The organism is Pseudoalteromonas sp. B131b (assembly GCF_037162545.1).
Taxonomy (GTDB): domain Bacteria; phylum Pseudomonadota; class Gammaproteobacteria; order Enterobacterales; family Alteromonadaceae; genus Pseudoalteromonas; species Pseudoalteromonas fuliginea.
The window spans coordinates 800,640-821,186 of the sequence record NZ_JARLUZ010000001.1 but is presented as its reverse complement, the minus strand read 5'-3'; the positions used below and the strand labels follow the sequence as shown (position 1 = coordinate 821,186).

Here is a 20,547-nt window from a genome sequence, read left to right as displayed (position 1 = left end):
TTTGTTTAATTAAAAGGCAACATACATGAAACAAAAAGGAGAGTGTTATGGAAGAAAATCAACAGGTTGAACCAGTTAATAAAGATGACCGTACGTGGGCTATGCTATGTCATTTAAGTGCATTAGCTGGATTTATTGTGCCGTTTGGCTCAATAATTGGGCCATTAATTGTGTGGTTAATTAAAAGAGATGAGATGCCAGTTGTTGACGTGCACGGTAAAAAGGCGCTTAACTTTCAAATAACGATGGCAATTGCATATGTAGTTTGTTTTTTACTGATGTTTGTAGCAGTAGGCTTAATATTACTACCTTTAGTGGCAATTTTTGGGTTTGTAATGGTTGTACTGGCGAGTATTAAAGCTAACGAAGGTAAAGAGTTTAATTATCCGTTTAGTTTAAATTTGATAAAATAAACACACAGTTTATTTTTATACCAATTGCATTAAATTAGTGATCTATTATAGCGATAAGAAAATAGCTCAATAACAAGGCTAAAATTATGATACTTAGTTGTCTATATAAATAATTTTTAACGTAGTTAGTGAGTTATTTAATACGCTAGAATGATCATGTTTTTAATAAAATTGGTATTATAAACCCAGCTATAGGCTGGGTTTATACGTTTAGCCATAAGGGCATTATGCTTTATCTCACGTTATTTATTAGCGCATTTATATCTGCCACATTATTGCCCAGTTCTTCTGAGGTAATCATGGTGGGGATGATTACTCAAGGTGAAGTTAATTTATGGCTTATGTGGTGCGTAGCAACACTTGGAAATGTATTGGGAAGCTGCGTTAATTACTGGTTAGGCACGCAGGTACTACGTTTTAAAGATAAAAAGTGGTTTCCTGTATCGCAAAAAGGGCTTGATAGCGCACAAAAACAATTTAATAAATATGGTGTATATAGTTTGTTATTTGCTTGGTTACCGGTTGTGGGAGATCCATTAACAGTAATTGGAGGCATATTTAAAGTACGGTTTAGTGCTTTTTTGTTGCTAGTAATGCTAGGCAAAGGCGCGCGCTATTTAGCGGTTATCGCCCTTGCCGTTGGATTCGAAAAACTCATTTAGATACAAAAGTTATTTCGCCCAATCAAGTGTTAACGACACTGAGTCGGCAAAACGCAGTGCATGCGGTTTATCAACACGTGCTTTAGCGTAATGAACACTTGGGTGCGAGTGACAAACCGCAAGAATTTCAGCAACTAATTTCTCGAGCAGTAAAAAGTGCCCTTGCTCTACTAAACTAATCACTTCTTTGGTGATCACTTTATAATTTAGTGCTTGGTCTACTTCATCCGTTTTACAGGCATCATCAGCAGGGTAGTGAATCTCCAGATTGATCACTACGTCTTGCTTTTTTCACGCTCATCGGGGTTAAAGCCAATAAATGTACGCAGTCGCAAATTAGTAACGTTAATAATTGCATTAGCCATAGGTTAACCTTTTATAAGCTGCAAAAATTCGTTACGCGTTTTAGGATCGCTTCTAAAGTTACCTAACATTACTGATGTACGCATGCTTGAATTTTGCTTTTCTACACCACGCATCATCATACACATGTGTTTTGCCTCAACAATAACGCCTACGCCCTTAGCGCCAGTAACTTCTTCAACTGCTTTAGCGATTTGATGCGTTAACTGTTCTTGAATTTGAAAACGGCGTGAAAACATATCAACAATACGGGCAAATTTAGACAAGCCTAATACTTTACCGTTTGGAATATAAGCAATATGGCAGCGGCCAATAAAAGGCAGTAAATGATGTTCACACATAGAGTAAAGCTCTATGTCTTGCACTAACACCATGTCGTCAGCATCAGACGTAAATACCGCTTTATTAGTTATTTCATCAAGTGTTTGACGATACCCCTGCGTTAAATATTCCATTGCTTTTGCAGCACGTTTTGGCGTATCAAGTAAGCCTTCGCGGTTAGCATCTTCGCCTACTGCGGTGATGATTTTTTGGTAACTTTCTTTTAATTCATTATGCATAAATATCTCAGTTTATTTAGCTTATTTACTTTAAATGACGACCGCCATCTACAGGTAAAGAGCGCCCTGTGATGTATTGGCTTTGTAATAGTAAATCAATGCTATTGATAATTTCTTGGCATCCGGGTTCAATGCCCATTAATGATTTTTTAAGGGTCTTAGCGCGATATTGCTCATCGTCATGTTCATTAAAAATAATGAGCGATGGAGCAACCGAGTTCACTTTTATGTTTGGCGCATATTTAGCGCTAAACGATTTAGTTAGGTTGTCGAGTGCTGCTTTACTTGCTGCGTAAGCTAAATGTTTAGGGCTGCCTGTTTCAACTACATAATCAGTGAGGTGAATTATATCGGCAGGTACTTTTTCATTTTGCTGATATTTTAAAAGCAGCTCTGCGCACATTAAATTAATTAAATACGGTGTTTTGGCATGTATACGCATCATATTATCAAACAGTGCTGCGAAGTCAGGATTGTTAGCTTCGCAGTCCCAGCTTGATGCGTTATGTACAATAGCGCGCAGCGATGATGTATGCATATTAAGCGTATTTATAAATGCACTAATACCGTCATCGGTACTAAAGTCAGCATAAATACATACAGCGCCTTGTTGCTCTAATTTATCAACAGCTCCGTGACGAGTACGATACGTAATAATAACAGCCTGCCCTTGGGCTATATAATGCTGAGCTAGCGCTAAACCAATACGTTGGCCTGCGCCGGTAATTAAAATGGGCGATGTCATATAATGCAGTGTTCTCTTTGGCGGGTAATTAATAAATATTAGCGTGTTAATTTAGTAAAATATACGCAGTCTCTTGATCTGTCGATCAAAAAAGCAATTAATCATTAATGGTATTAATTGCTTTATTTTATTTACTAAAACATTAATCGTAAATTGTCGGAATTGGTTGGCGCTTATGTTGTGTACGCGTGTAAATACTCACAAGCTTTTGTTCAACATCATTAGACACAGGTTTACCTTCTAAAAAGTCATCAATTTGCTCATAGCTTAAACCAAGTGCTTCTTCATCTGTTAAGCCTGGGCGGTCACTTTCTAAATCAGCTGTAGGTGCTTTATCTACTAATAAAGCTGGCGCACCTAGTGCAGTTGCAAGCGCACGAACTTGGCGTTTTGATAAACCAAAAAGCGGCGCTAAATCGCATGCACCATCACCAAATTTGGTATAAAAACCAGTAATGTTTTCAGCACTATGGTCAGTACCTACGACTAAACCTTGGCAAAAACCTGCAATTTCATACTGAGCAACCATACGTTGGCGTGCTTTAACGTTGCCTTTAATAAAATCTATCTGAGCTTGCTCAGGAAGGGCTTCGCTGCTACCAACTATAGCTGCAAGCGCTTGCTCATGCAGTGCATCGGCTGCCGGTTGTACGTTAACGGTCATACGTTTACTTGGCTGAATAAAATCAACCGCCATTTGGGCTTCGTCTTCATCGGCTTGTACGCCATAAGGCAAGCGAACAGCAATAAATTGATACTTATCAGTGTCTAGCTCTTCATTTAGCTGGTTGACTGCTAATTGGCACAAACGTCCACAAGTTGATGAGTCAACGCCACCACTTATACCGAGCACTAACGACCTTGAGTAAGCTGCCACTAAGCGTGCTTTTATAAAATTAACTCGACGGATTATTTCTGCGTTTATATCAATTGTTGGCTGAACTTTCATTTCAGCCATAATTTCGGCGCGCATGGCCAGCTCCTATAGTCTTATATAAACTTATTATGTGATTAAGCGTTTAATAATTAAAGCCCTAAATGGGCTTTAATCTGACGTAGTTCTGTTTTTAGTTGCTCAACTTCTGCGAGTAGTTCGTCTAACTCACTATTTTTAAGTGCATTAACTTTTGGCTCATGAGTATTATTTGTTAAGTTAGTTTGCTGGTCTGCGAGCTGATGTATATAGCGACTTTCTCGCTTACCAGGTTCTCGTTCTAACTTTATTACGTAATCATTTTCAATAAGCTCATTTAGTGCACTCTCTACTTCGTTTACATTATTAAACTCAGCAAGTCGAGTACTTCGAGTTCTCAGCTCTCCTGGTGTCTGTGCGCCGCGTAATAGCAGTAAACAAACAATAGCGCGCTGTTGCTGTGAAAATTGTAAATTACTAAATTCAGTATTACAAAAACGATGGTCGTATTTATTTACGCGACCAGAAAGGCCTTCGTCTATTGTAACCAAACGCAGTTCGATTAGTTCATCAAGTATATTTTGTACGTCGTTTTCAGTGAAATTTACAACAGGATCGCGATTAGACTTTTGATTACATGCATTTGTAAGGCCATTTAACGATAGCGGATAATGCTCTGGCGTCGTACTTTGCTTTTCTAGTAAGCAACCAATAACACGTTGTTGATTTGCTGATAACTGCATAAATAATCTCAAATTAGTAAGCGTATTTTATTAGCTTACACTTTTATTGGGTATCAAGCCATTGGCTAAGTTTAGGTTGTAAAGCGGCTAGATCGAGAGGTTTACTCAAATAGTCGTCCATTCCAGCGGCAAGGCATTTATCTTTATCGCCCTGCATAGCATTTGCGGTTAAGGCTATTATAGTAATATTTTTATTATACTTACCTGCATCGCCTTTTCTTATCGCTTGTGTTGCCTGATAACCGTCCATTTCTGGCATCTGGCAGTCCATTAAAATAAGCTCATAAGGCTCGCCTTGCTTTGTATTGAGCTTAACAATTGCCTCAAACCCATTTTGTGCAATATCAAAGCTCACTCCAGCCTGTTTTAATAACGCTGAGGCGACTACTTGGTTTACTTTATTATCTTCCACTAATAAAATTTGTGGTTGAGAAAAGTTAGTGGCGACCATTTTTGTGAGTTTGTTTTGCAACTGAGCTTGCTTTTGTTGTAGTTCTATAAACTGATCATTAGTGAGTGAATCAAATAAATCAGAAGGCGTTAGCGGTTTGAAAATCATACAATCAATCTTTATCGCTAGCTTTGATTCCTCTTTTGAGTAGCTCATAGGTGCCATTATTACTAATTTACAGCCTTGTATATTTATAAATCTTTTTAGAGCAGTAATGCATTCTGGCGACGCTTTTTCAAAAAAGTAGTAATCAATTAAAATGGCATCAGTATTTTGAACCTCATTATGTGAGTAATTCAATATTTGTTGATAGTCATTGATGCAATCTACACTAGCGCCCCAAACAGAGAGCTGCTTACTTGCTGTATTAGCATTTAAGCTGCATTCATCAATTATTAAAATATGCTTATCTTTAATTAAATGACTCGGTAGATCTTGCTCTTTACTGAGTCGAGGTTGTATCTTTATTGTGAAAGAAAAAGTGCTGCCTTGGCCTTTCACGCTGGTTACACTAACCTCTCCGTTCATGAGTTCACAAAGCTGTTTTACTATTGCAAGGCCTAATCCTGTACCACCAAACTGACGCGTTGTTGAGGCATCTGCCTGTGTAAAGGAGTTAAACAATGTCGCTTGTTTTTTAAAGTCGATACCAATACCAGTATCAATAATAGAGCATTGTAAAAATGAACCGTTGGTTGTGTCATTTATTTTTGCCACAATTATTACTTCACCATTTAAGGTGAATTTAACAGCGTTACCGATCAAGTTATTTAAAATTTGACGTAGCCTGTTTGGGTCGCTAATTATTTCGCTGACTGTAATTTGAGTGGCATCTAAAATAAGCTTGGTATTGTTTTGCTCTACTTTTAAGGCGAACGATTCAACCACCTCACCTAATAATTTAGGTAAGTTAAATTGTACATTGTCGATATCGAGTTTACCGGCTTCTATTTTTGAAAAGTCTAAAATGTCATTAATTATATTAAGTAATGATTGAGCAGAAGATTGGGCTAACTCTATATGGTGTTCTTGTTGTTGATCTAATTTTGTTTGCTTTATTATATTTAACATTCCGAGCACGCCGTTCATTGGGGTGCGAATTTCGTGACTCATACTCGCTAAAAACTCACTTTTTGCGGCAACTGCTTGTTCTGCTGTTTCTTTAGCCGTTACTAGCTCTTGTTCAGTTTCAATACGTTGCTGGCTAGAATGTAGGCTACCTATCAATGCGGCGACAGCGATTAAAAAACTTTCCTCATTTTTAGTCCAATTACGTTTAATTCTACATTGCTCAGCACAAATAATACCCAATACACCACTGCCTGCAGGTATAATTACACACAGCATAGATTTGATCTCTAACGGCAATGAATAATGTGTGGAGAGGGGCGCCAAGGTTGAATTTTGTAAAACATCAGAAGCATTAAATACAGCTTGATGGTCAATAGTATTAAAAAAGTCCGGGAGGTTTTTCCTAAGCCAAAGTAACTCTATTTTATCTGCTGAGTTCAATTCACTGTGCACGGCAAATGGAATTAGTTGGCTTTTGCCTTTATCAAAAAACCGTATGCTGGCGCGCTCAATTTGAAATGCTTGGCAAATAGATTGTGTAATTATGTCCTTGGATTGGCTTAGCTGGCCGTTTAAAATTAATTTATTTATAGTAAGCGAGGCTAAAATTTCGTTATGCAACGCTATAGAGCTACTTTCTAATTCAACTTTTTTCGGGTATCTATATTCTGCAATGATCCAAAAATTCTTACACATCGTCCGTTTTTTTGCTCTGCCTCACCATGCACAAGCACCCAAATTGACTCTCCTTCTGCATTCATTACCTCCAGCTCAACTTCGTATTTTTCGCCGTGTTTTATAGCACGTTCAATCAAAGGTTTAATGGTTTCTCTGCTCGTGCCTTTTTTAAAGTAGCTCAAATCTATTGGCCACTTAGGTTGGGTATTTAATGGGTATTTGAATATTTTTTTGGTCATATCTGACCAATACACTTGCTGAGTTTCTAAATTAAATGACCATGCGCCGATTTGTGCTAAATCACTCATTGTTTCGAGCATTTTCTCGTTTTGTTGTTGGCGATTAAGCATTTTTAAAAAGAATAAAAACGCCCAAGTCAGTAATCCACAAATAATAATAATAGCCAAACGCAATGGCCAAATAGCTGAATGAGGCGGATTCCAACCGAGCTTTGGGGTAACGTATAGTTGCCAGCTTCCACCTTGGAAGTTCAAAGTGAATTCAAGAGGGTTTTGTTCAATAATATTTGAGTTCCCATAAAAAAACTCCCCTTTTTTACCTAAACCATTGCGACCTTGTATGGCAACGAGATACTCCTTTTCAAGTTCATAGATTCCAGAGTTGGTATAAATTTTTTGAATATCGAGCACAACTGATAACAAACCCCAAAATTCATTTTTAGGAGGGGTGTATACAGGGACTCTGGCTATTAATGCCTCACCTCCTTGCACTAAAGTGAGTGGCCCAGCCATGATGATCGTGTTTGTGTCGCGGGCTCTAATTGCATCTGCACGTTGATTTTTGTTATTTAAAAAATTAAGACCTATCGCTTTTTCATTTCCTTTTAAAGGATAAGTCATTTGAATAACCATATTTGGGGCGCCGCCAATATTACGCAGTTCTTTTGAGGTATTGAAAAGAGGGGCGGCAATCTGTGCAAAGCGTTCTTGCTCTAAGTTTGGCTCTACGGCTACAGCAACACCTAAGCCACGCACTAGTTGGATATTAGAAACTAAAGTCGATTCAAGCTGGGCGCGATAGGTGCTTACTTCGGAGAGGATTTGCAATCGATGGGCGTCTTTTGCTCGATTATAGTTAATACGCTCAAGTACCACACAAACCAATACAGTTAATGTAAGCGATAGCCAAAAGGTCAGCTTAAAGTTATGAACATTCGTTTTTTTATTATTAATCGATGGTGGCATTAGCTGCATGTTGGCGTTAATTAAGGCAAATTAACTATAGCTAATTTATTACGAAAATGAAAACAGCGCTAGAGCCTGTTGGTCTTTCGAGGTTAAAAAATTAATCTTGAAAGGTCAACATGCCCTTAAATACGCCGTTTATTTTTTATAATTAGTTGTTTAACTAGTTACGCATCGCTCACTTCACGCGCCCAATGATTTTGCTTTGCTACATGTAGCTTGCGGTAACCATCAAGTAGTGCCGCATGCTTTTTAAAGCCTTCAAGCGATAAACCAGGAAAAGTTAAACCGTTAAACTGCTTTTCACCTTCGGCAATTTCTATAGCCAGGGCTACATTATTAGCACCAAACATTAAGCCTAATGCATCTTGGTAATCGGCGTATTCGCGCTCGTCATCGTATTTAATTTCAAGAATCGCTTTTAAACAGCGGAAGTGGCGCATTGCCTCTTCGTTTACTTGGCCTGTATGAAGTATCCAGTCAACCCAATCAATGGCTTCTTCGCTGCCTGCAGCTAAACATAGGTGTGCTTTAAGCTCACCTATGCGCAGTGTGTGCCATGGCGTGTCGGCATCGGTTGCAAGGCCAATAAATTCTGCGGCGCGGATAATATCGCTGTGACCTGCTTCTTCAAGGCTGTCGTAAATGTCCATCCATTGCTCTGCATCGTACTGATCAAGCGATAAGAAGGTTTCGCGGAATTTAGCGCCTTCGTTGTTGTTGCGCCAAATAAGCTCATCAACAGGGTAAATGTCTGACATGCCCGGTACTAAAATACGACATGCGTATACGTTTAGATGCGTGTAATCCATGATGTAGATATCATGATCCATGCTGTGAATTAGGTCAGTACAGAAGTTATATTCTTGCTCTGTTGTGCCGCTAAAGTCCCAATGGACAAATTCAAAGTCAGGTTTTGCACGGAAGAAATCATGCGAAATCAAACCGCTTGAATCAATAAAGTGCAGTTCAATGTTCTCTGGTGTTGCTACTTCATCGTTATCAAATGTTGCAGGTTGGAATACATCTAGCTGATCAAGACGACGACCTTGTAGTAACTCGGTAACGGTACGCTCAAGCGCAACTTCAAATGATGGGTGAGCACCAAACGAAGCAAATACAGAGCCATCTGTTGGGTTAATAAGCGTTACGCTCATTACAGGGTATTTACCCCCAAGCGATGCATCGGCAATGCGTAAATGAAAGCCATGGCTGCGAAGCTCTTCACACGCTTCGTGAATTTTAGGGTATTGCTTAACAACGTCTTCAGGCACGATTGGTAAACAAATACCTTCGGCGATGATGCGGTTTTTAATCGCGCGTTCAAATACTTCTGATAAACCTTGTACGCGCGCTTCAAATTTCGTGTTACCAGCGCTCATACCGTTAGATACAAAAATATTACCAATAACGTTTACCGGTATGTATACGTCTTGGTTATCGCGTTGGCGAGTGTAGGGCAGGGTACAAATGCCACGATCGATATTGCCTGAGTTAAAATCAAAAAGGTGTGATGCGTTAAGTTCGCGCTCTGGGTCAAAGTAATCCCATAAGCTTTCATCCATAATACCTTGTGGTACTTCATCGCCTTCAACTTTAAACCATTTTTCGCTTGGGTAATGAGTGAACTCGCCATTAGCAAATTCTTCACCTAGATAAAAGTCTGCAAAAAAGTAGTTACAGCTTAAACGTTCAAAGTATTCACCTAGCGCTGAAGCAATAGATGCTTTGTCGGTTGCGCCTTTACCATTGGTAAACATAACACCGCAGTCGCTGTCTTTTATATGAACCGAATAACAGTTAGCTACAGGATTAAGCCAAAGCGCTTCTTCAACATTAATGTTTAGGGCTTTAAGCTTGTTTTGCATGGTAGAGATTGACGATTCTAGGTCGCGGTCTTTACCTTTGATAAATGTTTTTTCAGTCATATTGATCTCAACTAGTTCTGCACGATGTGTGGAGCTGACATTATCGTGGATTTTGATGTTTATTTCACCCTTTGCGAGCAAGAACATTATTATTTAATAAAACTGTGGTTATTATATGCTCTCAACGCTTGGTGAAAATTATCAAAGGAAAGGCCGATGTTTAAATTAATCAAATGGTTACTGTTATTGACTGTTATTTTAGGGTTGGCGAGTACCGCCGTTGTTTATGGTGTACTTAGTTTAAGTTTACCGGCTCTTGACGGAAGCGGGCGTAGTAACGCGGTAGTAGAGCCTGTAAAAATTTCGCGAGATGCATTAGGGCAAGCAGTAATAAACGCCAATAGCCGAAACGACGCCGCCTACGGTTTAGGTTATGCACACGGGCAAGACCGATTCTTTCAAATGGATTTATTAAGGCGTAATGCAGCAGGCGAGCTAAGTGAATTATTTGGCGAAGCTGCGCTGGGGCTTGATAAAAAAATGCGTTTTCATCAATTGCGTAAACGCAGCCAAATTATTTTACAAACGCTGCCAGAGGCAGATAAGCAATTACTTAAACGTTACGCTCAAGGTGTAAACGAAGGTTTAGCGCAAGTAGGGTATTCAAGCTTTGAATATTTACTAACAGGTGCAGCACAAAAGCCATGGCAAAGTGAAGACAGCCTACTTGTGATATTTAGCATGTACCTAGATTTACAAAGCGCCACATTTGAGCGCGACCAAGCACTCATTCAAATTGAGCAAGCGTACACAAAGCAAATGGTTGATTTTTTAACGCAGCCGAGTAAGTACCAAGCCGCGCTTAATGGCAGTAGATTAGCGCCTTATAGCGGCGGCATACCTACTTTGCCAACTCAAACACAACACACAGTTAAAAGTATTGAAGCCAATCAAGAGCGCGGCAGTAATAACTGGGCTGTTACGGGAACGCTTACTAAAACAGGCGCTGGTATGGTGTCGGATGATATGCATTTATCGATGGCAGTGCCTGTAATTTGGTACAGAACACAGCTAAATTACATGCAAAATGGAGCGCCTACCCAAGTAACTGGTGTATCGCTGCCAGGCGCACCTGCCATTGTAGTGGGCACAAACAATAATATTGCATGGGGATTTACGAATGGCTATTTAGATACAGCCGATTGGATTGCCTTAAATGATGACAGTAAAACATGGCAAGTAGATGAATCGATTGCATTACCCGATGGGGAGGTTGAAAACTATTCATTAATACTCAGTGAATATGGCCCTGTAAAATACATTAACGAAAAACCTTATGCACTTAGCTGGGCTGCACATCAGCCTTACGCCGTTAATATGCAACTCTTAAAGTTAGAGCAAGCCAAAACAGTAGATGATGCACTTGCTGTAGCAAGCGATGTGGGCATTCCGGTGCAAAATTTAATGGTGGTAGACAGCCAAGGTAGCGCCGCGTGGAAAAATATCGGTGGTATACCGGCTCGTAAAACACCAAGTGAGCTTGGCGTAAATGCCGATGATTACAGCGTGCTTTGGCAGCAAAACGAATTACAACGGCCCTTTGTTAAAAACCCACAGAGTGGGCGATTATGGACTGGTAATTCTCGCGTGGTATCGGCTGAGGATAACGCGCGTTTTGGTAATGGTGGCTATGCACTCGGTGCGCGTTCGAGTCAAATTCGCGATAGATTATTTGAAAAACAAACATTTGCTGAGAGCGACTTTTACGCATTACAACTTGATAATCAAGCTCGCTTTTTAATGCCTTGGCATGCTCTGCTATTAAAGCAATTAAAAACAGAGCAAACCAAAAATCAGCAATATATAACAGCACTCGAAAATTGGCTGCAATGTGCATGTTCAAACTCCATAGGGTATACCTTGGTTAAGCGCTACCGCGATGAAGTGATTAATATTTTATTTAGTAATATGGAAGACGAATTAAATAAACAACAAGGCACACTTAAATACGTAAAACGAGATTTAGAGCCCGCTGTTTGGCAGCTTATTAACAACAAACCCAACACATGGATAAACCCACAATTTAAGAGCTGGGATGCACAATTACACGGTGCATTTAGCCAAACTATCACTAAGCTTACAGAACAATTTGGCAATAACGTACAAAGCTGGCAGTGGGGCAAGGTAAATGAGTTAGTGATAGAGCATCCATTTGCAAAGCAAATGCCGTTACTTGCTAAGTTATTAAATATGCCTACAGCTACGGGTTTTGGTGATAGTTACATGCCTGCTGTACAAGGGCGTAGTTTTGGCGCATCGCAACGCTTTATTGCTCAACCTGGGCATTTAGAGCATGCAATTATGGCTATTCCTGGTGGGCAATCGGGGCATCCATTATCTGAATTTTATAGAGCGGGTTTTAGTGATTACGTTGAGGGCAAACATACACCTTTATTGCCGCAAGAATTAATACATCAAATAGTAATAGAGCCTGCGCAATGAACTAAAGTATAGCTAAACACGTTCTATATAATTACTAATAAAACAACAGAGAACTAAAATGAAAAAAATATTACCCGCATTAATAACAGGTTTATTACTAAGTACAGTAGTGCAAGCAGATGAAGGTCCAGTAACAGCACAAAAATTAAGTGACCATGTATACGTACTATTTGGGCAAGGCGGTAATATTGCAGCAAGTGTAGGTGATGATGGCATATATATTATTGATGATCAGTTTGCCAAGTTATCAGACGACATTAAAAAAACCATTAGCGATTTAAAACCAGGTAGCGCAGAATTTGTTATTAATACACACCATCATGGCGATCATACCGGTGGTAACGAAAACTTTGCTAAAGCGGGCGCGCACGTTATAGCGCACGACAACGTACATAAACGTTTAGAAGAGCAGCATGGAGAAGGGTCAGACTTTTTACCACGTATTAGTTTTGGTCACGATTTAAAACTGCATTTTAATAACGAACACGCGCATGTAGTGCATTACGAACATGCACATACCGATGGTGATTCAGTTATCTTTTTCAGTAACGACAACATAGTACACATGGGCGACATTTACTTTAATTTTGGTAGCTTACCGTTTGTTGATGTAGATAGCGGCGGTAGCGTTAATGGTATTTTAGCGGCAGTAGACGATGTAGTTAAACAAATTGACGACAACACTAAAGTAATACCAGGGCACGGTAAGGTAAGTGACCGTTCAGGACTAATAGCGTATGGTAAGTTAGTTCAAAGCGCGAAAGATGTGATGCTAAAAGCAATGCAAAATAATGCCAGCTTAGAGCAAGTACTTAAAGCCGATCCATTGGCTGAGCTGAATCTTGAATACGCAGGCTGGTTACCAAAAGAGAAAGTAACCACACTTTTTTATCGCAGCTTAAAGTAGTACATCTAAAGTAAAAAACATGATACAAAGCTGAGTGTATTCTTGATTTAATCGAGCGTGCATTCGGCTTTTATTTTCTTATGCCTAAAGGAGTTGTGTATGTCGGCAGAAAAAACCCATCTTGAAATTTGTAACTTAACCAGAGAGCAATATCCGCAAATTAAAACCTTGATGGATCAAGCGTATCCCGACTTAGGTGGTGCGTGGCCAAGTCATACCATTTTTAGATTAATAGACCAATTTCCTGAAGGGCAAATAGGTATTGTAGATGACGGCGTGCTGGTGGGCTTAGCGCTGAGCGTACAAGTTGATTACACACGTTTTTCAAACCCGCATACATACGAAGATATTGCAGATGGTCACGACCGTGTATTTAGCGATACCGATGGCGATGCGCTATATGGCTTAGATGTTGCCATTAGCGAAACTCACAGAGGCATGCGCTTAGGTCGTCGCCTTTATGATGCCCGTAAAGAACTGTGCCGCCAATATAACCTACGCGCTATTTTAGCGGGTGGTCGTATTCCACGTTATTACAATCACAGTAGTGAAATGACGCCAATGGAATACATTGCAAAAGTAGATCAGAGAGAGCTATACGATCCTATTTTAAGCTTTCAGTTATCTAACGATTTTCAGGTAAAGCGTTTACTTAAAAAGTACCTACCGGAGGATCAAGAGTCAGTTGGTTACGCCACTTTGCTTGAGTGGAATAACATTATGTATGAACCAACCGACACGGTACTCGAGTCAACTAAATCAATTGTGCGCGTAGGTGCTGTGCAATGGCAAATGCGTTGTGTTGAATCGGTTGAAGAAATGCTAAAACAGGTTGAATACTTTGTAGATACCGTATCTGACTACAAAAGTGACTTTATCCTATTCCCTGAGTTTTTTAACGCGCCATTAATGGGCTTAGGAAATCAAAGCAACCAAACTGAAGCGATTCGTTATTTAGCGGAATATACCGAAACGTTTAAAAACGCGATGTCGCGTATGGCAATAGAATACAACGCCAATATTATTACCGGCTCTATGCCACTTGCCGAAGATGATAAAATTTATAACGTGAGTTATTTATGCCACCGCAGCGGTAAAATAGACGAGCAACGTAAAATACATATTACCCCGCATGAGCAAAACGATTGGGTTATTCAAGGCGGCGATAAAATTGCCGTGTTTGATACCGATGCTGGTCGTGTAGGTATTCAAATTTGTTATGACGTAGAGTTTCCTGAGCTTTCACGCATATTGGCCAAACAAGGTTTAGATATTTTGTTTGTGCCATTTTGGACCGATACCAAAAATAGTTATTTACGTGTGCGCCATTGTGCACAAGCGCGTGCAATAGAAAACGAATGTTATGTGGTTATTGCGGGCTCGGTAGGTAACTTACCACAAGTAGAAAGCCTTGATGTGCAGTATTCGCAATCAGCTGTATTAACGCCATCGGACTTTTCGTTCCCGCACGATGCAACACTTAACGAAGCCACGCCAAACACCGAAATGCTATTATTTAGCGATCTTGATATGGATAAACTTAAAATTCTTCACAGCGAAGGCACGGTGCGTAACTTAAAAGATCGCCGCGAAGATTTATACGAAGTTATTTTGAAAAAGAGAGACGTTTAATGGCGTGGGTGTACTTAATTATTGCTGGGTTACTTGAAATTGGCTGGCCGATAGGTTTAAAAATTTCGCAAAACGATGATACTCGCTGGCAAGGTATAGCAATAGCTGTGGCATTTATGGTCGCTAGTGGCTTTATGTTGTGGCTTGCGCAAAAGCAAATATCAATGGGCACATCATACGCCGTATGGACAGGTATTGGCGCTGCAGGTACGTTTTTGGTGGGGATATTGTTTTATAACGATGCCGCTACATTTAGTCGTATTGCGGGAGTATTAATGATTATTAGTGGTGTGATAACCCTAAAAATCAGCTCTTAGAATCAGTTCTTAAAGCTATAAAAAATTATAACAGCGCAGGTATAAAAGCCTGCGCTTTTTTATGCCCTTAATTCGGCAACATAACCAAAACAGCGGCAATGGCTATGAGGATTAAGCCTGCGGTGTCTTGCTTTTTAAGCGGTTGTTTTAGCCAAAGCACAGCAATTAGCATGGTAAAAAACACTTCAACCTGTCCAAGTGTTTTAACGTAAGCAACGTGCTGTAAGCTCATTGCACTAAACCAGCCAATAGAACCGACACAACTAAAAACACTAATTGCGGCTGTAGTGCCTTTGTATTGCCACAGTTTACTAAGTGTTTGCGGCTCTTTTAATAATAAATAGCCCAGTAGTATTAGTGTTTGTAGGCTAATTACAAACAGCAAAACCCAAGCAGCTGAGTGAGGAAATAGTAATCCTGAGTTTAAGCTCGCTTCACGTACCCACAGCGAGGTAAGTGCAAAGCAAGTACCACAAGCCAGTCCTAGTAATGCTGTTTTAGCATTAAAGTGTTTAACGCTTGTTATGCCGCTGAGTAGCAATACGGCAATAGCGCCAAAAAACACACCAAGCCAACCGAGTAAAGAAAGTGCCGAGCCAAAAAATAATACGCCTAAAATGGCAGCTACTAACGCCTCGCTTTTGGCAAGCCCAGCACCTACGGCGTAATTATTCATTTTAAATAGCTTAACCATTAAACCAGTGGCAAGTATTTGCATCACACTTGCGCCTACAATAAATGCCCAAAAGGCATTATTAAACGTAGGCATGGCGGTATCTTGATATTGATACAAACCATATAAATACACGCCAGCAATAGGGCCTGCGATAATAAAGCGGGAGAGGGTTACGCCAGCAACACTCACATCGTTACTTAATTTACTTTGCAGGGCATTACGCCATGCTTGCATAAAGGCGGCTAAAAAAGTGAAAAATATCCAGGTCATGGTCGTCATCGTTAAAATGTAAGGCAGTAAAGTTAACAAGCTTTTAGAAGTAAAGCGATGCATTAACCGTGATGTTGAATATTCATCATCTGCGACATTATGTCGCACAAGATTGAAGATAAATTTAGTTATAGTAAGCCTGATGTTATTGCTAGCCGCTAGAGTTTGCCATAAAACGCATCTGGCGGCTTTTTTACATTGGTTGTGTTATTTTATCTAATTAACAATAACTCAGAATACCACTATGACTATTTTAATTGTTTGTGCTTTATTGGCTGTATTAATGCCATACATTGCTAGAATCCCTGCCGTAATTGAGTTAAATAAACTCGGCGGATACGATAATAAACATCCTCGACAACAACAAACTCAATTAACCGGTTTGGGAGCACGTGCTTTGGCAGCTCATCAAAATTGCTTTGAGTCGCTAGCTGTTTTTGCGGTCGCGCTTGCGGTAGTTTTAGGTACTAACAATGCAAATGCAGTGACTGAAACCCTTGCCATGACACATATTATTGCACGTGTTTTATTTTGTGTTTTTTATTACTTAAATCTTGATATTATTCGCTCAATTATGTGGTTTATTGGTTTGGGGTCAGCCATTGCCATGATTGTGGTGAGCTTATAACTTTATAGCGTAAAACCACAAAGCAAGCAGCCTAAAAGGGCGCTTGCTTTGTAGTCTTGAAAAATCTAATAAAGTTAGTGCGATACTTTAATTCGCTCTATTAAATCGGTATTAGCAACTTCATTGTTTATTGCAAAATCGAGCTGTACAAGTACGTTTTGATAACCCATTGATGAGGGTTTATATTGCCACTGTCTTAGCGCCTTTTTAGCTTCACGGTCAAATATGGCTTCAGGCTTTGCACTAACAACAGAAACATTAGCGGTTTCACCATTGGGAGTTATATCGTACTTTAATACCACTGAGCCACTGATGCCTTGTTGAGCTGCTTGTTTCGGATAAAGGGGTTCAATACGCATTGTCGGTGAAATGTGATCCTCTTTAGTCATTGCCTCTGGTTGCTTTGCAATCGCCAATCCACTTAGCATACTTGCTGCTACAAGTAATAAGCCACCTTTAGCAAACTTTGAATGTTCTGTGCTGTGTTTTATATTAGTAAGTCGTTGTAACATCGTTTTTTTATCTCCGTAGTGTGAATAAGCCATAAGTCCTGTGGGCGCATTTTCCGCACAGCTTATTAAGGCTTTGCTGTATAAAATGTGTTGTTGTGTGGTTTTATTGGCAAGTACCCGTTCATCACAAGTCAGCTCTTGTAGTCGGCGCATGCTTGCGTAACAAGCCCAAGCTAGTGGGTTAAACCAAAGTAAAATAGTAGGCAGTAATATAAGTGCGTTTGTTAGGTTGTCTTTGCGTTTAATGTGTACGTTTTCGTGCTCTAAAATAAGGGCTAATGTGGCTTTATCGAATTGCGCATTATAGTTACTAGGTAACACCAGTTTACTGTTTAAAATCCCGATCACCATTGGCGTGGCTACATGTTGACTGATGTAAGTTTTAACATCAGCGGTAAGAGTGCCTTCAAATTGGGTTAACTCAGTTAACTGCAGGCTTTTAACAAAACGGGTATGTGTAATAAAACTAGCTATTAATAACCCTGCGGTAATAAGTGCATACATGAGCGCCCAGCTAATACCTACCTCGTTTGTAAAAGGTTGGTTGGGGGTGATTAAGTAGTGACTAATATTACTGTTTTGCAGTGGTTTAATCGCATTTGGTAAATTAGCAATAACCAATGCTGCAGGTAATAGCCATGCTAATTTATATACAAATCGCGAGCCAAGGGCTTTTAAACCAAATCGCTCGAGTAAAATAAATCCACAAAACAAAATACTTAATAGTAGTTGCTGCTCAATCAACCAATTAAAACCAGTTTGAATAACCATGTTAATCCCTTACTTTTGGTTTTTTTCCCAGTCATCTATAACTTTTTTAAGCTCGTTTATATCTTGCTGAGAAAGCTGCTCCGATTTAGCAAAGCCACTTACAAGTGGCGCAATACGCCCACTAAAAAATCGCTCAATAAAGTTTTGGCTTTCTTTTAGGGTGTAGTCGGCGCGCTCCATACAGGGAGTATAAATATATTGGCGACCTTCTTTTTCAAATGTAAGTGCGCCTTTTTTTACTAGTCGACCTAGCAGGGTTTTAATGGTTTTTTCGTGCCATTGCTTATCGTCGCTTAAGCGCTCAATTATTTGGCTCGCGGTGGCGGGGTAGTTAATCCAAAGTGCGTCGAGCACGTCAAACTCTGCTTTTGATAACTCAATCATGCTATTACCTACAAATGTAATCTTTAATTAAAGACTACACCTGTAATCTATAATTGCAAGTTTATTTTTAACTTTTTGAGATGTAGTTAAGTGACTTGGTATTAGATTTTTGAAATGTCGGTTTTATTAATTTGTATATATTGGTTTTCAGGTAGGTTTAGTTTTGAAAGGGTGAGGTCACTAAATTGCGATCTATATAAATCAATAACTTTGTATCCGCAGTAATGCGCCATTTTACGTATTTGCCTGTTTAGCCCTTGTTTTAAAACAATACTAAACTGATTACTGGCTATTTTATTTACTTCACAAGGCAGGGATATGTGTTTATCAACGGGTACGCCTGCTGCCATTTTGCTACAAAAAGCATCGTCTAAAGGCTTATTTACGGTGACTAAATAATGTTTAGGCTGGTGGAAATCAGGATGTATTAGTTGGTTACAAAAATCCCCATCGTTGGTCAAAATAAGCAAACCACGAGAGTCTTTATCTAATCGACCAATAGGGTAAACACGGGTAAGTGTAGGCAAGTGGTGAATAAGGCTGGCAGGGTCATCAATATTTAATTTGCAGTCAATGCCTACCGGCTTGTGATACGCAAAATAAACTAAATCGGCCGCGCCTTTAATTTCTTTTTCGTTCACTATTATCGTGTCTTGCTCGTCAACGTGATCTATATGATTCGCTGGGCGATTATTTACAGTCACAACACCTTCATCAATTAAACGCGATGCTTGTTTACGAGAGCAAATACCTGCATGGGCAATATATTTAGCGAGTCGGATTTTTGTGATCATAACGTGTGACGCCAGCGGCTAATAAAAATTTGATCGCGATTATAGCAAAGCTGCGTATCTATAAGGTTACTTTTAAAAAAGGTGGTTGTTATGGGTATGAAATTCTCAGAATTAAAAAAACATGAGCCATTACAAAAGGTGGTTGCGCATTCTCTTGAAATGGCATTATACCAAGTCTCTGTAATTATAAATAATGTCGAATACTATGTGACAGAGGAAAATGGTGAGTTTATAAAAGCACTAAGTCCACTGCATATTCAAAAGCGTTTTGAAAAAATAGCCTATGCACAAATGATGCTACGCCATACAAGTGCTTACGATGAAATGTGCGGTCAACCCGAAAAAACAGCCAGTAATATGCTTGAAGTCCCATTTGGAAAAAATAATCTGTTTTGATTGAGCTAGTTTGCTAGGGCCTGTTGACCTTTCAGGATTAAAATTTGTTCAATCTAGGGGCTATTTAATCGCGGCGCGAGGTTTGTGACCTAGTGGGCTAAGTAAAAACCGAGCAACAAAGAGTAAATTGCCCCTAGGCAGAACCCTTCGGGCAGCGTATGTTTGGCATTTTTGCTACGTTATCGCCTATTTATGGGGAATAACCACACTACATAGGCTCTGCCTTGCCTAAATACCAAACATACTGCTGCAAATTTAACCTCGAAAGATAAACAGGTCCTAGTATCCGCTTTTTAAGGGCGATAAATGTATCAATTAACAGCAGATAATACTGATGCGTTAAACGTAGCGCTTCGCGCGCAAATGGTTGAATTTAACGCCCAGCATTTTGATGCGCAAAGGCTGCCACTAGGCTATAAATTTACTGATGAGCAAGGCGAGCTTGTTGCCGGTATTAGTGGGTGTGTGTTTGGTAATTGGCTAATGATTAACTGGCTTTGGTGTAGCGATATTGCGCGAGGTAAAGGGCTTGCAGATAAACTGCTAACGGCACTTGAACAAGCTGCTATTGAGCTAGGTGCTACAACTGCTCAGCTTGATACACTTGATTTTCAAGCAAAACCTTTTTACGAAAAGCGCGGTTATAGTGTTAAGTATCAACTTAATAATTACCCACGCTCAGGTACGCGTTACTTTATGGAAAAGCCACTTTAATTTTTGCGGGCTATTTTTCTTTTAGTGGCTCGCCTTCAAAGGTAATACCTAAAAAAGGTGTTGCCTCTGGTGCTAACATGAAAGTGCGAATATTTAGGTGATCATCGCCTTTTGGGTTTTGCAGCACGTCTTCTCGGTAAAACTTACCAAAGCAATCTAACGTATTTTGTTTACTTAAATCGTTTAATTTAGCAAACGCAAAAATTTTACATGAGCCGTTGTTCTCACTCGCAGCGCTAAGTAATCCATGGTTATTAAAGCCACATGCAGTAAAGTCGTAATTTGCTTCAATCACCGCCATTGTATCGGTAAATTGAATGCTTTTTGGGTTTTCAGCAAGTGCTTTTAAATAGTTATTTAGTGTCATGTGTT

19 protein-coding genes and 2 pseudogenes are annotated in these 20,547 nt (G+C 39.6%); 9 read left to right on the top strand and 12 right to left on the bottom strand.

The window, feature by feature from the left end; genetic code table 11:
- Positions 1-47: 47 nt before the first annotated feature.
- Complete coding sequence (locus P4S65_RS03870; protein ID WP_337119603.1) at positions 48-413, top strand: DUF4870 domain-containing protein; 366 nt, start codon at positions 48-50, stop codon at positions 411-413.
- A gap of 227 nt (positions 414-640) precedes the next feature.
- Positions 641-1,075 carry a YqaA family protein gene (locus P4S65_RS03865; RefSeq protein WP_337119602.1) on the top strand — a complete coding sequence of 145 codons (435 nt, stop codon included), beginning with the start codon at positions 641-643 and terminating at the stop codon, positions 1,073-1,075.
- Positions 1,076-1,084: 9 nt separating this feature from the next.
- On the opposite strand, the pseudogene folX reads toward P4S65_RS03865, so the two are convergent.
- From folX to ycaO, 7 genes and pseudogenes are all read right to left on the bottom strand, one after another.
- A pseudogene (gene folX, locus P4S65_RS03860) lies at positions 1,085-1,440 on the bottom strand (dihydroneopterin triphosphate 2'-epimerase).
- A gap of 3 nt (positions 1,441-1,443) precedes the next feature.
- Positions 1,444-1,998 (bottom strand): GTP cyclohydrolase I FolE, encoded by a 555-nt coding sequence (gene folE / locus P4S65_RS03855; RefSeq protein WP_007377310.1) that lies wholly within the window; start codon positions 1,996-1,998, stop codon positions 1,444-1,446.
- Positions 1,999-2,023: 25 nt separating this feature from the next.
- Entirely contained in the window at positions 2,024-2,743 is a 720-nt protein-coding gene (gene folM / locus P4S65_RS03850; RefSeq protein ID WP_008136123.1) for a dihydromonapterin reductase, read from the bottom strand.
- 142 nt (positions 2,744-2,885) lie between these two features.
- The gene (gene nadE / locus P4S65_RS03845; RefSeq protein WP_306724606.1) at positions 2,886-3,716 is read right to left on the bottom strand and encodes an ammonia-dependent NAD(+) synthetase; all 831 of its coding nucleotides are present in this window, start codon (positions 3,714-3,716) and stop codon (positions 2,886-2,888) included.
- A 53-nt stretch (positions 3,717-3,769) separates the two neighbouring features.
- Entirely contained in the window at positions 3,770-4,399 is a 630-nt protein-coding gene (locus P4S65_RS03840; protein WP_007377313.1) for a YceH family protein, read from the bottom strand.
- Between the two features lie 43 nt (positions 4,400-4,442).
- A pseudogene (locus P4S65_RS03835) lies at positions 4,443-7,804 on the bottom strand (ATP-binding protein).
- A gap of 167 nt (positions 7,805-7,971) precedes the next feature.
- Positions 7,972-9,732 carry a 30S ribosomal protein S12 methylthiotransferase accessory factor YcaO gene (gene ycaO / locus P4S65_RS03830; protein ID WP_337119601.1) on the bottom strand — a complete coding sequence of 587 codons (1,761 nt, stop codon included), beginning with the start codon at positions 9,730-9,732 and terminating at the stop codon, positions 7,972-7,974.
- Between the two features lie 156 nt (positions 9,733-9,888).
- On the opposite strand from ycaO, the gene P4S65_RS03825 reads away from it, so the two are divergent.
- The 4 genes from P4S65_RS03825 to P4S65_RS03810 all read left to right on the top strand — a co-directional run bounded on the left by P4S65_RS03825 (position 9,889) and on the right by P4S65_RS03810 (position 15,030).
- Positions 9,889-12,174, top strand: coding sequence for a penicillin acylase family protein (locus P4S65_RS03825; RefSeq protein WP_337119600.1), 2,286 nt, complete (start codon positions 9,889-9,891; stop codon positions 12,172-12,174).
- A gap of 58 nt (positions 12,175-12,232) precedes the next feature.
- On the top strand, positions 12,233-13,081 hold the full coding sequence (locus P4S65_RS03820; protein WP_337119599.1) for an MBL fold metallo-hydrolase: 849 nt from the start codon (positions 12,233-12,235) through the stop codon (positions 13,079-13,081).
- 99 nt (positions 13,082-13,180) lie between these two features.
- A complete protein-coding gene (locus P4S65_RS03815) occupies positions 13,181-14,713 on the top strand; it encodes a bifunctional GNAT family N-acetyltransferase/carbon-nitrogen hydrolase family protein (RefSeq protein ID WP_008136135.1) in 1,533 nt (510 codons plus the stop codon).
- Positions 14,713-15,030, top strand: a complete 318-nt coding sequence (locus tag P4S65_RS03810; RefSeq protein ID WP_337119598.1) for a DMT family transporter — start codon at positions 14,713-14,715, stop codon at positions 15,028-15,030. Before P4S65_RS03815 ends, P4S65_RS03810 begins: the two co-directional genes overlap by 1 nt.
- A gap of 67 nt (positions 15,031-15,097) precedes the next feature.
- Here the strand turns inward: P4S65_RS03810 and P4S65_RS03805 are convergent, their stop codons facing one another.
- Positions 15,098-15,976, bottom strand: coding sequence for an EamA family transporter (locus P4S65_RS03805; protein WP_373462530.1), 879 nt, complete (start codon positions 15,974-15,976; stop codon positions 15,098-15,100).
- Between the two features lie 244 nt (positions 15,977-16,220).
- On the opposite strand from P4S65_RS03805, the gene P4S65_RS03800 reads away from it, so the two are divergent.
- Positions 16,221-16,604 carry an MAPEG family protein gene (locus P4S65_RS03800; RefSeq protein WP_007377321.1) on the top strand — a complete coding sequence of 128 codons (384 nt, stop codon included), beginning with the start codon at positions 16,221-16,223 and terminating at the stop codon, positions 16,602-16,604.
- A 74-nt stretch (positions 16,605-16,678) separates the two neighbouring features.
- Here P4S65_RS03800 and P4S65_RS03795 read toward each other — a convergent pair whose 3' ends face one another.
- The 3 genes from P4S65_RS03795 to P4S65_RS03785 all read right to left on the bottom strand — a co-directional run bounded on the left by P4S65_RS03795 (position 16,679) and on the right by P4S65_RS03785 (position 19,065).
- Positions 16,679-17,887 carry a M56 family metallopeptidase gene (locus P4S65_RS03795; protein WP_096793970.1) on the bottom strand — a complete coding sequence of 403 codons (1,209 nt, stop codon included), beginning with the start codon at positions 17,885-17,887 and terminating at the stop codon, positions 16,679-16,681.
- A gap of 9 nt (positions 17,888-17,896) precedes the next feature.
- Positions 17,897-18,271, bottom strand: a complete 375-nt coding sequence (locus P4S65_RS03790) for a BlaI/MecI/CopY family transcriptional regulator (protein ID WP_007377323.1) — start codon at positions 18,269-18,271, stop codon at positions 17,897-17,899.
- Positions 18,272-18,372: 101 nt separating this feature from the next.
- On the bottom strand, positions 18,373-19,065 hold the full coding sequence (locus P4S65_RS03785; protein ID WP_096793969.1) for a pseudouridine synthase: 693 nt from the start codon (positions 19,063-19,065) through the stop codon (positions 18,373-18,375).
- Positions 19,066-19,155: 90 nt separating this feature from the next.
- Here P4S65_RS03785 and P4S65_RS03780 point away from each other — a divergent pair, with 90 nt between their 5' ends.
- Positions 19,156-19,461: a DUF6482 family protein gene (locus tag P4S65_RS03780; protein ID WP_007377325.1), complete on the top strand. Its 306-nt coding sequence runs from the start codon at positions 19,156-19,158 to the stop codon at positions 19,459-19,461.
- Between the two features lie 306 nt (positions 19,462-19,767).
- Positions 19,768-20,175 carry a GNAT family N-acetyltransferase gene (locus P4S65_RS03775; protein WP_008136147.1) on the top strand — a complete coding sequence of 136 codons (408 nt, stop codon included), beginning with the start codon at positions 19,768-19,770 and terminating at the stop codon, positions 20,173-20,175.
- A gap of 10 nt (positions 20,176-20,185) precedes the next feature.
- On the opposite strand, the gene P4S65_RS03770 is transcribed toward P4S65_RS03775, so the two are convergent.
- The gene (locus tag P4S65_RS03770; RefSeq protein ID WP_024592619.1) at positions 20,186-20,542 is read right to left on the bottom strand and encodes a HopJ type III effector protein; all 357 of its coding nucleotides are present in this window, start codon (positions 20,540-20,542) and stop codon (positions 20,186-20,188) included.
- Positions 20,543-20,547: the final 5 nt, after the last annotated feature.